This window comes from Sphingobacterium gobiense (genome assembly GCF_002980575.1).
Classification (GTDB): Bacteria; Bacteroidota; Bacteroidia; order Sphingobacteriales; family Sphingobacteriaceae; genus Sphingobacterium; species Sphingobacterium gobiense.
Genome location: NZ_PVBS01000002.1, coordinates 76,796 through 90,991, shown reverse-complemented (window position 1 = coordinate 90,991; position 14,196 = coordinate 76,796). Strand labels below are relative to the sequence as shown.

The window sequence follows — 14,196 nt, the reverse complement described above, 5'->3', positions numbered from 1 at the left end:
AATTAAAAAAAGAAAGAGTCTTCCATATACATAGAAGACTCTTTTCCAATTATATTATTCCTCAGCAAGAGGGATGAATCTATTTGGTAATATAAGACACTTCTTTTACCGCTTTTACAACTTTAGCAATGCTTGGCAAACTTGCTTCTACCAATGTGGGGGCATAACCAAGAGGAACATCCGCAGACGTTACACGAATAACGGGTGCATCAAGATAGTCGAAAGCATCTTTCTGAACCTTAAAAGCGATTTCACCAGAAATAGATGCTAATGGCCAAGCCTCTTCTACTACTACTAAACGGTTGGTTTTTTTCACAGACTCGATAATAGCCGTGTAGTCAATAGGACGAACGGAACGCAAATCGATCAACTCTACACTAACACCTTCTTTTGTTAGCTCTTCTACAGCAGGTATGACTACGCGCGGAACCATTTTACCAAAAGATACCACGGTTACGTCCGTACCTTCTTGTACAGTATGTGCCTTACCGATAGGCAAGTAGTATTCTTCTTCCGGAACCTGTCCTTTATCTCCATACATGACTTCTGATTCCATAAAAATAACAGGATCTGGGTCAAGGATTGCCGTTTTTAACAAACCCTTCGCGTCATGAGGATTGGATGGAATAACAACTTTCAAACCAGGTGTGTTTGCGTACCAATTCTCAAAGTTTTGAGAGTGTTGTGCACCCAGCTGCCCTGCGTTACCTGTTGGTCCGCGGAAAACAATCGGACAAGAGAATTGCCCGCCACTCATTTGGTGCAATTTTGCTGCTGAATTGATGACCTGATCGATAGCGACCAACGAGAAGTTGAAGGTCATAAATTCGATAATAGGTCTAAGACCATTCATCGCTGCACCAACGCCGATACCAGCAAAACCAAGCTCTGCTATCGGTGTATCGATAACACGTTTCGGCCCAAATTCATCTAGCATCCCTTGGCTCACTTTGTAAGCCCCGTTGTAATCAGCGACTTCCTCGCCCATCAAGAATATCTTATCATCTTTACGCATTTCTTCGTTCAATGCCTCACGAAGCGCTTCTCTGAATTGTATTTCTCTCATCAGTTGTAAAATTGTGTCTTTTTTGAATATGGCAAAACTACTATAATTAATTGATATTTCGTAATGGATTATACGTAAAAAAGCATCGGAATAACGTAAAAATAGAATTGTTTTGACATGAAGAAATAGGTTTATACCGCTTAATTTATAAACCTTAAAAGGTCGCGTAAAAAGTCATTCAAATTTTTGATTGCGAGTTCAATTTCCCAAGCGTTTCGATTTCTGGGCTCAATATAATTTGAGATGGACCGGAATTGCAAGCAGCAGATATTTTCCTGCTCCGCAACGAAGAAGGTTGCCGCTCCTTCCATAGATTCAATCAAAGGTTTTTGATATTGTTGATGTAGCTGAAGAATGCTGGCCTTTGTTCCGTGTACACTATTGACCGTAATGCCCTGCGCTTTCTTAATGTCCGGAAGCTGGATATTAATAGGAAGTTTCTCGGTATACATCCGTTTACCGAAACCAAGTTCTTCGATCGATAAAAATGCACCATTATCTTCGGCACCCAATCCAAATATTTCGTCGATATATATTTGATATACTTCTCCCAAAGGTGTTGAGGAGTCCAACGCCCCTCCAATTCCTACATGGAGTAGTAAATCGACCTTATGCCGTTGCAAATGCGTTGCTAACGCGTAGGTCGTGGCAACCATGCCTACTCCTGTAATGAGATAGGGTATCTGTTTTTCCTTCAAAAAAGAAAGAGAAGGCTTTATTTCTTCGATGGTGGCGGCTACAACTAAAATGCTCATGTGGAACGAATCGCTTTAAGCGGTGAAGATACTAAGAATCTAGTTTTTATCCACTATCTTTGTCTTTATGATTTATATCACGAGGCGCGAACGATTCAGCGCCGCACATAAGCTATATCGAGAGGATTGGTCTCTGGAGCAAAACGAGGCCGTATTCGGCAATTGCTCTAATCCCAACTGGCACGGCCACAATTATGAGCTTTTTGTGACCGTAAAAGGCGAGATAAATCCTGAAACAGGTTTTCTAATTGACCTAAAAAAGATGAAAAGCATCATTTTGCAGCACGTTATTCGTAAGTTAGATCACAAAAACGTGAACCTTGATGTTGATTTTATGAAAGGCAAGAAAGCCTCTACAGAAGTTATCGCCGTAGCGATATTTCAAGTACTAAAGCCCTTTTTTGATCAAGAAAATGTAGAGCTGCATGCTGTCAAATTGTACGAAACAGAGAATAATTTTGTCGAATACTTTGGTGAATAAGTAAAAGCCATTTTTAATTTAAACAAATGAGTAATCTAACAGCCTTCGAAAGCGAAGAACAAGATGGTTATATCAAAATCGATCAATATAATCAAAAACAAGTAGAAGAAATTGCTTCTTACTACCCTGCTATTTTGCGCGCTATCGGTGAAAATCCAGAAAGGGAAGGATTGGTCAAGACACCCGAGCGCGTTGCTAAAGCGCTACAGTTTCTAACCCATGGCAATGACGTTGATGCCGCGGAGGTATTGCGTAGTGCTATGTTTGAAGAAGAATATAGCCAGATGGTGGTAGTAAAAGATATCGAGGTCTACTCTTTATGCGAACACCACATGCTTCCGTTTTTCGGAAAAGCGCATATTGCCTATATTCCTAATGGACATATCGTAGGTTTAAGTAAGATTCCGCGCGTTGTAGACGCATTTGCCAGACGACTACAGGTGCAAGAGCGATTAACCAATGAAATACGGGATTGTATACAGGAAACGCTTAAGCCTGCGGGTGTCGCAGTGGTGATAGAATGTAAACACATGTGCATGGCGATGCGTGGTGTACAAAAGCAAAATTCTGTTACAACCACTTCTGCGTTTACCGGAGCATTTCAGAACGATGTTACACGATCAGAATTTTTAAGATTGATTATGGCATCGTTGGATTAATAGAAAATCATGTAAAAAAGGCCTTTTTTGATAGCGAAAAAGGCCTTTTTTATTTATGGGAACTATATGAACGCGAGCTTTAATTTATGTTAAAGTTTTTTGTATTAAGATGCTACTTAGTAGTTTTGCGACTATGCTTGAAAATGAAGACGTATTAAATACGTATTTAGAGAAGGCTTGTGATGCTGAAAGCGAGCTTCTGAAGCGTATAGCGAGGGAGACCTATTTACGGGAGACGATGCCTCATATGTTGTCTGGTCATTTCCAAGGAAGGGTGCTTGCTATGTTAGCAAAACTAGTAAAGCCCAAAAGGATATTAGAAATAGGCACATTTACCGGCTACGCTACACTGTGTTTGGCGGAAGGTCTTGATAAAGAAGGTGTGCTACACACCATCGATATCAACGAAGAACTGGAGGAACGGGTACAAAGTTATTTTGATAGCTCTCCTTTTGGAGATCAAATAAAGTATCATATTGGGGATGCTGCTGAAATCATCCCGAAAATTAAAGGTGACTTTGATTTGGTGTTTATTGACGCTGATAAAAAAAGAAACCTCTATTATTTCGAAACGCTCATCGATCGGGTTGTCAGTGGGGGACTACTATTAATAGATAATGTACTTTGGAAAGGGAGGGTTTTGACGGACTATCCAGATAGCCAAACAAAAAAAGTAATCGAATTAAATGAAACCGTGGCAAAGGACAGCCGTGTAGAAAAGCTGATTTTGCCCATTAGAGATGGACTTTTTGTATTGCGCAAAAAGTAATGGTTTAACTAAAATAAATAATATGCAAAAAACAAGTATTGGTAAGTATGTCATGATACTACTAATGTTTGTGTTTACGGTCACCACGACCATTGCACAAAAATTTTCACCAAGTAGTTATATTGCGGAGCACAAAGACCTAGCTCAACAATTAATGAACGAAACAGGAGTGCCAGCTTCTGTTATTTTAGCGGTAGCTTTTCACGAGAGTGCCTATGGCAATAGCCGCGTAGCAAAACACCTTAATAATCATTTCGGAATCAAAGGAAAAAATAAGAGTAAAGCCATTCGGTCGGCGTATAAAGGATACGGGTCGGCGGAAGAATCCTATCGTGATTTTGTTGGCTTGATGCAACGACGAAAAGCAAACAGGGTACTCTTTGATAAATATGATGCAGATGACTATGAGGGTTGGGTCAGAGGTATTTTTAAAGCTGGCTATACGAGTTTAAGTAGCTGGACACCCAAAGTCCTAGCGACTATTAGACGCTATAATTTAGATAAATATGATCAAATACAGCGGCCCGTTGAAAAAGGAATGTTAGCAAAGAGCGGAGCAACAAAAATTCAACAGGATATACTGTTACGTTCCATGGAAGCCAATGACATGTCTGTAGATTTTACACCGGGAGTAACCCATGTCGTGACAAAGGGAGAGACACTTTCGGATTTAGCGACACGCTACGATACGTCAGTAGAAGCGTTAAAACGACGGAACAATCTGCAATCATCGAAACTATCGATGGGGCAACGTTTGTTGTTGTAATTATATAATTGATAAAATTAAAGTCGATAAGTTAGTTTATAGCCTACAGCTAAAATGAGAAACAAGGGTTTAGGTGTATTACTACTACTCGCCACGGTGCTGCTGGTATTCGGATCTTGCGCTTCACGTAGAACAATACTGCAACAGCCGAATAGCGGACATAAGAAAACTGATCAAGGTCGTGCTTCGGGAGCAACCTCTATATCTGGCTTAGCGTACATCGATCAATATAAAGATATTGCCATTGCCGAGATGAACCAATATGGTATTCCTGCGAGTATTAAGTTAGCCCAAGCGCTGTTAGAGTCGGGGAATGGCAATAGCTATCTCGCGCGTGAAGCCAATAATCATTTCGGGATAAAATGTGGGGGTGTGTGGCAAGGAAAATCCATTACACGTCCAGATGACCACGTGCGGGATTGCTTCCGCGTGTACACCGACCCCGGGCACTCGTTCAGGGACCATAGCCAGTTTTTATTGAGAAAACGCTATGAAAAACTGTTTACATTAGACAAGAACGATTATAGGGGCTGGGCAAAAGGTTTAAAAGAAGCCGGATATGCTACGAACCCACGATATCCCGAACTGCTTATCAATCTCATTGAACGGTACCAGCTTTATCAATACGATCGATCGGAATCTTATGCTAGCAAGGAGAAGCGGGAAGAAAAGGTAGAGAAAATTATTCAGGAGAAAGAAGTTGTAGAGCCAGCGATTAAAACGAACGTTGATGAGCTGAAAAGTGCGGTAGCCATGATTATTTACGAAGTAAAAGCAACCGACACGCTGTACAATATTAGCCAACGACATGGCGTGACCATGGATCAAATCAGGCAGCTAAATGGCATGTCGTCCGACGACCTTTCAGTGGGTCAATTATTGGTTATTTCGAAATGACCTAAATAATAAGTGACGATCTCCGTTATGGCCTAAAAAATGTTAAAATTTCGTGTTATACGTTTCTTTTCCCTTAGTTTTATAAAGTGGAAACCCTAAAATATATCGTCTTATTTTTTTTGTTTCTGTATGTTCCCTTTGTGACCGTAGCACAGACTAAAACCGTGCAGGGCATCGTATTGGACAAAGGTACAAATCAGCGCGTGGGTAAGGCTTTTATCAAGAACGATGATACCAAAGAAAATACGTTCAACAATGCCCGCGGCGAATTTGAGATTGGGGTTTCCTTAGGAGATTTGATAATAACATCCAAAGAGGAGTACGTGGCTGATACCATCAAGTATACCGGACAACAGGTACTTATGGTATATTTGGACCGTACCTCTATTTATATACCCGAAGTAAGGGTCGTGGCTCGGCAGTCGCCCGAGGAGGTTTTTCGTCGCCGACAGGAGGAATACAACAAAGCCTTTAAACTGGCTGCTCCAAGGGATATTTTTAGTCAGGGGGCAACAAGTGCGGGCGTCAGTATCGATATGCTTTACGGACTGTTTAGTAAAGAGCGGAAGAATGCAAAGCGCTTTACACGGTTTGTTCAGCGCGAATATGAGGAAGATGTGATTGATTCCAGATTTACACGTGATCTTGTTAGCAATGTTACCGGCCTAACCGGAAATCAGCTGGGTGTTTTTATGAGTAACTATCGACCCTCCTACTATTTCGTTTCGGTGGCCTCACCCTACGAGTTGACAACTTATATCAAAAGCAAGTATGAAATATTTAAATTAAATCCTAACTTGCGCTTTTTACCGAAATTGCCGGAAATTGATTTGGAAGTAAATAATTAAAACGTCATGCTTAAAAAAATAAACGTTCTGTTTGTTGTTTATTTGCTCATTATGGGTCAGATAAGTGTTGCGCAGGTTGACCTTAAAGGATTAAGGGAAAAACCTGATACCAATATTGTGAAGAAGGCACAGGCGCCTGTGGCTAATTTGCAGGAAGTTTCGGTACCCATTCCAAAGCTGGACCTGGAGATTAATTATTGGAAGCATTGGACTAAATTCGGAATAAATATGAATCAAGCCTCCTTCAGTGAAAACTGGAGCGCGGGGGGGGTCAATTCCATTGCAGTGGGTCTACTCGGCTGGCATAAATCGGAGTATAATAAGAATAACTTTCAGTATGTAACGGAGCTGGATTTGAGGTACGGAAAGATCCGGAATAAAGAGCAGTTGGCAAAGAAAAACAATGACCGGATTTTTTGGGATCATAAAATAGCGCATAAACTCTCTAAAAGTTGGGCACTTTACTTCGCCGTAACCTTTGAATCGCAATTTGATGCCGGTTATAAATATGGAAGAGATAGCGAAACGAATGATGAGATTATTACCGACACGATGTCTAGATTTATGGCTCCGGGCTATTTTACGGAATCTTTCGGTTTGGAATACAAACCGGACAACACGTTTTCGTTGCGCCTAGGTACAGGTACAGCTCGGCAAACGCTTGTGCTGGACGATCGTATTTCACAAAAGGAAAATGAAAAAGACCGGTTTGGTGTTGAGCAAGGCGCGCGGTTTAGAAATGACCTCGCTTTTCAGATAACGGCCAACCTCGATAGAAACCTATCAAAAAATCTCAATATCAAGTCCAGGTACAACTTATTTGCAGACTATAAAGAGTTAAGTGACCCAGACCATCGTTTGGATGTCATACTAACCGCTAAAGTTACCAATTTGGTGAATGTGTCTTTGACCGGCATTATGGTTTACAATTCCGCGGAGGCTGATAAAGTACAATATAGCCAAGCACTGGCTTTAGGTTTGACTTATGCTTTACCGAGATAGTATGCCCAGTTGTGTGAGAAAGTATTGTAACGTTTGAAAAGTTTTTGTTATTTCCTTATCGTTTTTTGGCTGTTGACGTCTTGCGGTACACCAAAGCAGCGCATATTGCATAATGCAAGCGCACCCGTACTCCGCGCAGATACCATCAAAATCGATCCAGACTCCATAAGACCGGCTTCGATAGCTGATTCGTTAGTTGAAAAACAGGTTATGGCTTTACCGGTAGCCATTACGACCGAGGATAAAATCAACATGTTGATGCGAGAAGGCATCAATAAGAACGCCGATTGGTCGGAAGCAGCTCATTACGACATTAGAAAACCGAATTTTGTCATTATCCACCATACGGCACAAAATAGTATACAACAAACCATACGTACATTTCAGCTGGATCATACCAAAGTTTCTGCCCATTATGTCATCGGTAAAGACGGCCGCGTCGTGCAGATGTTGAATGACTATCTTCGCTCCTGGCATGCGGGGCGATCGAAATGGGGAAATGTTACAGACCTGAACTCCGTGTCTCTAGGGATCGAGTTGGATAATAACGGAAAAGAACCCTTTCCGGATGTTCAGATAAATGCCCTACTAGTTTTATTGGATACGCTAAAAACCAAGTACCAGATACCATTCACCAATTTTCTAGGACACGCCGATGTGGCGCCGGCTCGTAAAAATGATCCAAGTGTATTTTTCCCTTGGAAACGTTTAGCCGAGCAAGGCTTTGGAGTATGGTACGATGATAGCAACCTCATGTCCCCTCCTACCAATTTTAACTATGTAGATGCACTCCGTATTATTGGTTACGACGTTAGCAATCTGAACGCAGCAATTGTCGCTTTTAAGCGGAAATTTATTATTACCGATGTCAGTAAAGAATTGACCGATTATGATAGGCGTGTTTTATACAATTTATACCGACGGTACTTTTAATTTGAACATCGTTTGTAAGATCAATCCGAAGAGGATTACACACACACAGCCGATTAAGTTGAGCCAGAGATAAGCCATGATATCCGCTTTCCAGATACCAAAAACAACGACTTCAGAGAGTACCGCAGCCCAAAATACAGCCTTGCCACCGATGCGTTTTACATAAAACGCAACAAGGAAAATTCCTAAAATAGTGCCGTAGAAAAGTGAACCCAAGATATTGACCGCCTCGAGGAGGTTTCCGAGCTGATTGGCGTAAAGCGCTACAGCAAGAGCGAGGATACCCCAAACAAGCGTAAATAGCCTTGATGCTCGAAGATATCCCCCGTCGGATCCCTTTTTGTTGATAAATCGTTTATAAATATCCACAACGGTCGTTGAAGACAACGAATTTATAGCGCTGGCAGTTGCGCCCATAGAGGCCAGGAAAATGATAGCGATCAATAATCCGATAAGCCCTTTTGGAAATGTACTGGTAACAAAAGAAAGGAAAATATAGTTGTTATCATTGAGTTCTGCATCGACATTATTTTTTTGCAACAGTGCCTCCACCTCTTTCCGTAATACCTGATTTTGTTCGTTTTTTTCCTGTAAAGCTTGACGGGCAGCGTTAACCGTCTTGGAATCGTCGGCTTTAATGGCTGCGACTAATTTTTCCACCCACGCTTTTTTCTCTTCGCCAATGGCTTCATGACGCACGATTATTTCCTCGTATTCATCACTATAAATGCTATTTTCAATTTTAGCCACCTCTACATTGTTAAAAAATAAAGGGGGCGTATGAAACTGATAGTAAGCAAATACCAAAATACCAATCAATAAAATACAAAACTGCATCGGCACTTTTAGCAAACCGTTCATAAGCAGACCCAGCCTCGAATCCCGTATAGACGATCCCGTTAAATATCGTCCTACTTGGCTTTGGTCTGTACCAAAGTAAGAAAGTTGGAGAAAGAACCCGCCGATAAGTCCGGTCCATACCGTGTACTGATTATTGAGATCGAAACTCCAATCTATGGCGTTGGTCTTGCCTGATTTCCCTGCGATATGTAAGGCTTCCTTAAAACCGATATCCGTTGGGAGGTAGTGTACGACCATGACACCGGCAGCTAACAAAGCCGTGAAGATGATGCCCATTTGTAACAATTGGGAATATGAAACCGCTTTTGTTCCACCCCAAACGGTGTAGAAGATAACCATCGTTCCGATAATAAGCGTCGTGTATGTCACATCGAGATGCAGGATGCTCGAAAGGATAATGGACGGTGCGAAGATGGTAATTCCAGTGGATACTCCCCTTTGGATTAGAAAAAGCAACGCCGTGAGCACCCGTGTATTCACATCGAATCTTTTTTCCAGAAACTCATATGCCGTATAGACCCTTAGTCGATGAAAGATGGGCACAAAGGTAATGCAGAGGACAATCATGGCCAGCGGCAGGCCGAAATAAAACTGAACGAAACTCATTCCAGAGGAATAAGCGAGGCCCGGTGCTGATAAAAATGTGATGGCACTGGCCTGTGTCGCCATCACCGAAAGCCCTACGTTGTACCAGGGCAACTCACGGTCGCCAACGATATAACCATCGATGTTTTTGATTCCCCTGCTCTTGTAGATTCCGTAGACGACAATGAGCAGGAGCGTTAAAAAGAGTACTATCCAATCAATAGTACTCATGAATAATTTTTAGTAAACCAATACATGAGGAAAATGCACGCGACAAGCCATATACAAACGAGTATATAGAATTGCCGCCAGCTTTTTACAAAAGGTGGAAGACCCTTATCTGTCATGTGGTTTATGGGGGAGGATGAAATTGACAAAAATGATAGCAATAACTAACCCCACAATAGCACCCGTGATAACACCTAATATTGTTCCACTGGCAATAACAGCCATCAAGGCGAAGAATATCGTTCCTAACAATAAAATAATGGCGGTCGGATTAACATTCGCGTTCTTTTCTACTTGATTTTCCATTTTAGTAAGTTATATCTATATTTCTTTTGCTAACAAATTTACAAATAATCTATTAGCCCCGGGAATTCCGGCGGGTAATTGTCTGAAAAAAGATAGGGAAGTATACACGAATTTCCCTTTTCCCATTCGATATATGAGTAAAGATCCAGTGTGTGGGGGCTCGTTCTTATCGCTCATCGCGAGTGGCGTTTGGTAAAGCGGATCAATGTTTTCTGCAAAATAAAGTCCTCGTTCTTGCACCCAACCATCGAAGTCTTTGGATGTAATTTTATTCGGGTAATTTAGCGCAGGATCATGGGGGTCGGTGAAAGTGACTTTCGCGTCCTCTTCTGTTACTCTGGTGCGGGTGATGGTGAACGGCGCCGGTTTAGGTGAAAAGTGTTCTTCTTGCAATCTGGAATTTACATTGTATTGCATTAAAACTACGCCGCCTTCCCGGATGTAGTCATAAATCAAAGGCAGTTTCTGCGTAATCCGTGTATTCATATTTAAGGCGCGCACACCAAATACAATTGCGTCGTATTGTTGTAGTACGCTCGAACTGATTTTGGTGATATCGAGTATATCGACCGCGGTACCGATATTTCGTAAAGCTTCCGGAACGAGATCTCCCGCGCCCATGATGTAGCCTACCCTTTTAACAGGATTAACCATCGTAATAGGGTTCAGTTTTACTTCGGTGTCGGGAAACCATGTTTGCCGAGGAATGTGGTCGTGTGTAATTTCGCGGATCTCCTTCAATTTTTTCCCGTCGACCACGAAGCTTAATATCGCTTCTTTTTGTCCAGCATTGGCGTTAGTTATCTCCAATGTTTTGGAAAGGATGTTTTGTCCGTCAGCGAAAGACAAAGTCAATCTTTCGGGTGATATTTTCCATCCCTTAGAAGAAAGATGTATATCGACTTGTGTTTCTTTTTCCGTGTTACCCCGCTTCTGGAATGTCACATGTAGCGTTTTCCTCTCATTTTGTTGAATAAGCAGATTATTGACGTCGATAGCAGCCGTAATCGTCGGTGCGACTTCCACATATTCGTACAACTCTCCCCTCACGGGGTCGACATAGCGGTATTGTATTGGGGTTTGTATAACAAAGGGGACGTCGGCAATTTTGAGATGGATGTGGGCTGCAGGTAAATCGGGATTCATGGGATAACCGAAGTTTTCCGGATCAACGTCAAACTTGCCAAGTGTGTGGGGTTTGCGCAACCAATACGGTTGAGTGATTGCTGTTGGAGGAAGAACCTGTTCAAAGGTCGTCACTTCGTTTATAGGAAGCGTTTGTTCGATTTTAGTATCGTTGATGCGTAAAAGTTCCACGTGGACCTCGGGATTCCGTACGACGACTTCCGTTTGAAAGGCGATCGGTTGTCCGTCGACTACGCGTAATCTTGGGGAAAGGCTTTCAATTTTTATTCCTGCGCAGGCGAGCATAATGTTTTCTACCTCTTTGCTCTTTCTTTCTTTCCAATAGGTGTCTTCTAATTTTTGTATTTCATGCCATATTTTGGCGAGTTGCGTAATAGCAAGCTGCGGTTTGTTCGCGTTGAAAGACGACAATAGCTTTTGGACCGCTAGTTGGATGGATTCGCTATGAGGAACGCGGTTCCACGTCAGATCAATACCGTCGAACAGATCTTCAGTTGCTATCGAACCGTCGACGTTTTCGAACGTTTCGAGCGAGACGCCATTGGTACTTGCCGAGCCAAAGCCTTGGCTTTTGTGTTGTGAACGGCTGGCGGCGGACAGTTCCCCATAGGATTTGCCGAGTAAGGGGTTATATTGACCAATGTCGATGCGAAGTCGATTGGAATCATCTCCTTGAAGACGCATAAAACTAGCTGTATTCCAGAGTAAACGTTTAGCCTGCCAGGGTTTTACCTCAACGAGCTGTTCTGGAAACATTTTAGGGTCAGCTGCGGCTATAAAAGCTTCATGCGCGAGTATGGCGGAAGCTTGATGATGGCCATGTCCGCCACGTTCATCGGGTGGAAAGCGTGTAATAATGACGTCGGGTTGCAATTTTCGGATAAGCCATACAGCTTCCCGTAGCACCGCTTGTTTTTGCCAGAACCTAAAAGTCTCGTCGTATGTTTTGGAGAAGCCAAAGTCAAATGCAGAAGAAAAGTACTGTTCTCCCCCATCCACTTTTCGGGCTTGTAGCAGTTCCTGCGTGCGTATTAACCCTAGCTCGATGCCCTGCTCAGTACCGATTAAGTTTTGGCCGCCGTCACCACGTGTCAATGAAAGATAAGCTGTGCGGACTTTACGTTCAGAAGCGAGATAGGATATGAGTTTCGTATTCTCGTCGTCAGGATGCGCGGCAAAATATAAAGCAGAGCCAAGAACATTCAATCGTTCCATCTGCAGCTGAATGTCTGCCGAGCTACCCGTAAATGTAGATTGAGCTAGAGAAAAATGAAAAGCAAAAAAAGATGCAAGGAAAATGCAGATAATATATCGTCTCATAGTGCCTAAAAATAGGCAATATTTCTGCGATAAAAAAGCCGTGAAGCAAGGGAGCAGCGGAAAAAATAAAAGGAATCAGAACACAGCTGATTCCTTTTACCAACAATTAAAAATCCTTTTGTCTAAAACTCCCAAATCAACCCAACAAATTTGAAAACAAACGGGAACAGTCGATAGTTTTAAAGTAGTAACCTTATAGTGCTAGTAAAATTAGGATTAAATAATAGGAATCGTTCTCTTCTCGATAAAAAACTTTTCCACATAGAAGAAGTTATAAACAGGCCGCGTATCCCTATTTATCGATGGAACCGAGCACTCGCTGCATAAATCCGTTTAATGCTTCTTTTTTAGGAGTACCATTTTTAATCAGTTTATCTACCTCCACTGCGCCATACATATTGGAGATCAATTCGCCTATCACATCAAGTTCTTCATCCTTGAGAGAGGGAACTTCTGTAAGCGCCTCCAATGTTTCGATGGTTTCTAATACGAAATCTGCATCGTTCTGCTCTATAAACTCGATAAGATGCTTAATTACTGGTAACTTCATTTAATAAATCGATTAATCCGTCAATTTTATTTGTTTGTACTTGGTTGACTAACTTACCATTTTTAAATGCCGCAAAAGTCGGCAAGTTATTTACATTTGCAAGTTTTCGGGATTCAGGAAACTTCTCCGCATCAACGATGACGAATGAAACGTTGTCGTTTTCCGACGCTAATTTTTTGAATTTCGGTTTCATGATACGGCAGTTCCCGCACCAAGATGCTGAAAACTGTACCATGACGGTGTCGTTATTCTCTACAATTTCCTGTAGAGCGTCTTTGTCTAATTCTTGTAACATGATAATTTTATTTAAGAAAGGAGAGAGAACCTCTCCTTTCGAGATTTGTTTATTTTAACTAGTTTGCAGAAAGGTAGGTCGCAACGCCTTCTCGTGTGGCGTTCATGGCGTCTTTACCTTCTTCCCAGTTTGCCGGACAAACTTCTCCGTGCTTCTGAACGTGTGTATAGGCATCGATTAAACGAAGATATTCTTTTACATTACGTCCTAGCGGCATATCGTTGACAGATTCGTGGAATACTTTACCTGTCTCATCGACAAGATAAGTCGCACGGTAAGAAACAGCGGAACCTTCCACCAAAGTACCGTATTCAGGATGCTCTACTTCTTTCATTTCTAAGATACCCAATACGCTTGATAAGTTACGATTGGTGTCTGCAATAAGCGGGTATTCCACACCTTCAATACCACCGTTGTCTTTTGCTGTGTTTAGCCAAGCAAAGTGAACCTCAGCAGAGTCGCAGGAAGCACCGACGACAATGGTATTTCTTTTAGCAAATTCTTCCGAAAGCTCTTGGAAAGCATGCAATTCTGTTGGACACACAAAAGTAAAATCTTTTGGATACCAGAATAACAATACTTTTTTGTTTTCTGCTTTTGCTTTTTCGAATACGTTGATCGTGAAGTTGTCTCCTAAATAATCAATCGCGTCAACTGAAATGCTTGGAAAATTTTTACCTGTAAAACTCATAATATATATTTCTTTCTTTTTGTACTGCAAAAGTAGGC

General features: G+C 41.8%; 16 protein-coding genes. 8 read left to right on the top strand and 8 right to left on the bottom strand.

What is annotated here, in order from left to right; all coding sequences use genetic code 11:
* Nucleotides 1-79 precede the first annotated feature (79 nt).
* Together C5749_RS09560 and mqnB are read right to left on the bottom strand one after the other, a co-directional pair.
* The gene (locus C5749_RS09560) at nt 80-1,066 is read right to left on the bottom strand and encodes a pyruvate dehydrogenase complex E1 component subunit beta (protein ID WP_105725498.1); all 987 of its coding nucleotides are present in this window, start codon (nt 1,064-1,066) and stop codon (nt 80-82) included.
* Nucleotides 1,067-1,206: 140 nt separating this feature from the next.
* A complete protein-coding gene (gene mqnB, locus C5749_RS09555) occupies nt 1,207-1,821 on the bottom strand; it encodes a futalosine hydrolase (RefSeq protein WP_105725496.1) in 615 nt (204 codons plus the stop codon).
* Nucleotides 1,822-1,888: 67 nt separating this feature from the next.
* Between mqnB and C5749_RS09550 the strand changes: the two genes are divergently transcribed.
* From C5749_RS09550 to C5749_RS09515, 8 genes are all read left to right on the top strand, one after another.
* Nucleotides 1,889-2,302, top strand: coding sequence for a 6-pyruvoyl trahydropterin synthase family protein (locus tag C5749_RS09550; protein ID WP_105725494.1), 414 nt, complete (start codon nt 1,889-1,891; stop codon nt 2,300-2,302).
* Nucleotides 2,303-2,328: 26 nt separating this feature from the next.
* The gene (folE, locus tag C5749_RS09545; RefSeq protein ID WP_105725492.1) at nt 2,329-2,961 is read left to right on the top strand and encodes a GTP cyclohydrolase I FolE; all 633 of its coding nucleotides are present in this window, start codon (nt 2,329-2,331) and stop codon (nt 2,959-2,961) included.
* A 109-nt stretch (nt 2,962-3,070) separates the two neighbouring features.
* A complete protein-coding gene (locus C5749_RS09540) occupies nt 3,071-3,730 on the top strand; it encodes an O-methyltransferase (RefSeq protein WP_425443444.1) in 660 nt (219 codons plus the stop codon).
* Between the two features lie 22 nt (nt 3,731-3,752).
* On the top strand, nt 3,753-4,496 hold the full coding sequence (locus tag C5749_RS09535; protein WP_181151331.1) for a glucosaminidase domain-containing protein: 744 nt from the start codon (nt 3,753-3,755) through the stop codon (nt 4,494-4,496).
* A 54-nt stretch (nt 4,497-4,550) separates the two neighbouring features.
* Nucleotides 4,551-5,393: a glucosaminidase domain-containing protein gene (locus tag C5749_RS09530; RefSeq protein WP_105725486.1), complete on the top strand. Its 843-nt coding sequence runs from the start codon at nt 4,551-4,553 to the stop codon at nt 5,391-5,393.
* Between the two features lie 86 nt (nt 5,394-5,479).
* Nucleotides 5,480-6,241 (top strand): hypothetical protein, encoded by a 762-nt coding sequence (locus tag C5749_RS09525; protein WP_105725484.1) that lies wholly within the window; start codon nt 5,480-5,482, stop codon nt 6,239-6,241.
* 6 nt (nt 6,242-6,247) lie between these two features.
* Nucleotides 6,248-7,243, top strand: a complete 996-nt coding sequence (locus tag C5749_RS09520) for a DUF3078 domain-containing protein (RefSeq protein WP_105725482.1) — start codon at nt 6,248-6,250, stop codon at nt 7,241-7,243.
* A 33-nt stretch (nt 7,244-7,276) separates the two neighbouring features.
* Nucleotides 7,277-8,176: an N-acetylmuramoyl-L-alanine amidase gene (locus C5749_RS09515; protein WP_245893692.1), complete on the top strand. Its 900-nt coding sequence runs from the start codon at nt 7,277-7,279 to the stop codon at nt 8,174-8,176.
* Here C5749_RS09515 and C5749_RS09510 read toward each other — a convergent pair.
* From C5749_RS09510 to C5749_RS09485, 6 genes are all read right to left on the bottom strand, one after another.
* Complete coding sequence (locus C5749_RS09510; RefSeq protein ID WP_105725480.1) at nt 8,156-9,853, bottom strand: sodium:solute symporter family protein; 1,698 nt, start codon at nt 9,851-9,853, stop codon at nt 8,156-8,158. The genes C5749_RS09515 and C5749_RS09510 overlap by 21 nt on opposite strands.
* Nucleotides 9,854-9,958: 105 nt before the next feature.
* Entirely contained in the window at nt 9,959-10,156 is a 198-nt protein-coding gene (locus tag C5749_RS09505; RefSeq protein WP_105725478.1) for a hypothetical protein, read from the bottom strand.
* 15 nt (nt 10,157-10,171) lie between these two features.
* On the bottom strand, nt 10,172-12,517 hold the full coding sequence (locus C5749_RS09500; protein ID WP_245893691.1) for a PIG-L family deacetylase: 2,346 nt from the start codon (nt 12,515-12,517) through the stop codon (nt 10,172-10,174).
* Nucleotides 12,518-12,914: 397 nt separating this feature from the next.
* Nucleotides 12,915-13,172, bottom strand: a complete 258-nt coding sequence (locus C5749_RS09495) for a DUF6952 family protein (protein ID WP_105717828.1) — start codon at nt 13,170-13,172, stop codon at nt 12,915-12,917.
* A complete protein-coding gene (locus C5749_RS09490; protein ID WP_105725474.1) occupies nt 13,153-13,467 on the bottom strand; it encodes a thioredoxin family protein in 315 nt (104 codons plus the stop codon). Before C5749_RS09490 ends, C5749_RS09495 begins: the two co-directional genes overlap by 20 nt.
* A gap of 58 nt (nt 13,468-13,525) precedes the next feature.
* A complete protein-coding gene (locus C5749_RS09485) occupies nt 13,526-14,158 on the bottom strand; it encodes a peroxiredoxin (RefSeq protein ID WP_105725473.1) in 633 nt (210 codons plus the stop codon).
* Between the last annotated feature and the right edge of the window lie 38 nt (nt 14,159-14,196).

Excerpts from the sequence above, each read along its gene's own strand:
- C5749_RS09510 (WP_105725480.1), bottom strand. The coding sequence starts at position 9,853 with ATGAGTACTATTGATTGGATAGTACTCTTTTTAACGCTCCTGCTCATT.
- C5749_RS09520 (WP_105725482.1), top strand. The coding sequence starts at position 6,248 with ATGCTTAAAAAAATAAACGTTCTGTTTGTTGTTTATTTGCTCATTATG.
- C5749_RS09550 (WP_105725494.1), top strand. The coding sequence starts at position 1,889 with ATGATTTATATCACGAGGCGCGAACGATTCAGCGCCGCACATAAGCTA.
- C5749_RS09485 (WP_105725473.1), bottom strand. The coding sequence starts at position 14,158 with ATGAGTTTTACAGGTAAAAATTTTCCAAGCATTTCAGTTGACGCGATT.
- C5749_RS09560 (WP_105725498.1), bottom strand. The coding sequence starts at position 1,066 with ATGAGAGAAATACAATTCAGAGAAGCGCTTCGTGAGGCATTGAACGAA.
- C5749_RS09540 (WP_425443444.1), top strand. The coding sequence starts at position 3,071 with ATGCTACTTAGTAGTTTTGCGACTATGCTTGAAAATGAAGACGTATTA.
- folE (WP_105725492.1), top strand. The coding sequence starts at position 2,329 with ATGAGTAATCTAACAGCCTTCGAAAGCGAAGAACAAGATGGTTATATC.
- C5749_RS09530 (WP_105725486.1), top strand. The coding sequence starts at position 4,551 with ATGAGAAACAAGGGTTTAGGTGTATTACTACTACTCGCCACGGTGCTG.
- mqnB (WP_105725496.1), bottom strand. The coding sequence starts at position 1,821 with ATGAGCATTTTAGTTGTAGCCGCCACCATCGAAGAAATAAAGCCTTCT.
- C5749_RS09535 (WP_181151331.1), top strand. The coding sequence starts at position 3,753 with ATGCAAAAAACAAGTATTGGTAAGTATGTCATGATACTACTAATGTTT.
- C5749_RS09500 (WP_245893691.1), bottom strand. The coding sequence starts at position 12,517 with ATGGAACGATTGAATGTTCTTGGCTCTGCTTTATATTTTGCCGCGCAT.
- C5749_RS09490 (WP_105725474.1), bottom strand. The coding sequence starts at position 13,467 with ATGTTACAAGAATTAGACAAAGACGCTCTACAGGAAATTGTAGAGAAT.
- C5749_RS09495 (WP_105717828.1), bottom strand. The coding sequence starts at position 13,172 with ATGAAGTTACCAGTAATTAAGCATCTTATCGAGTTTATAGAGCAGAAC.
- C5749_RS09505 (WP_105725478.1), bottom strand. The coding sequence starts at position 10,156 with ATGGAAAATCAAGTAGAAAAGAACGCGAATGTTAATCCGACCGCCATT.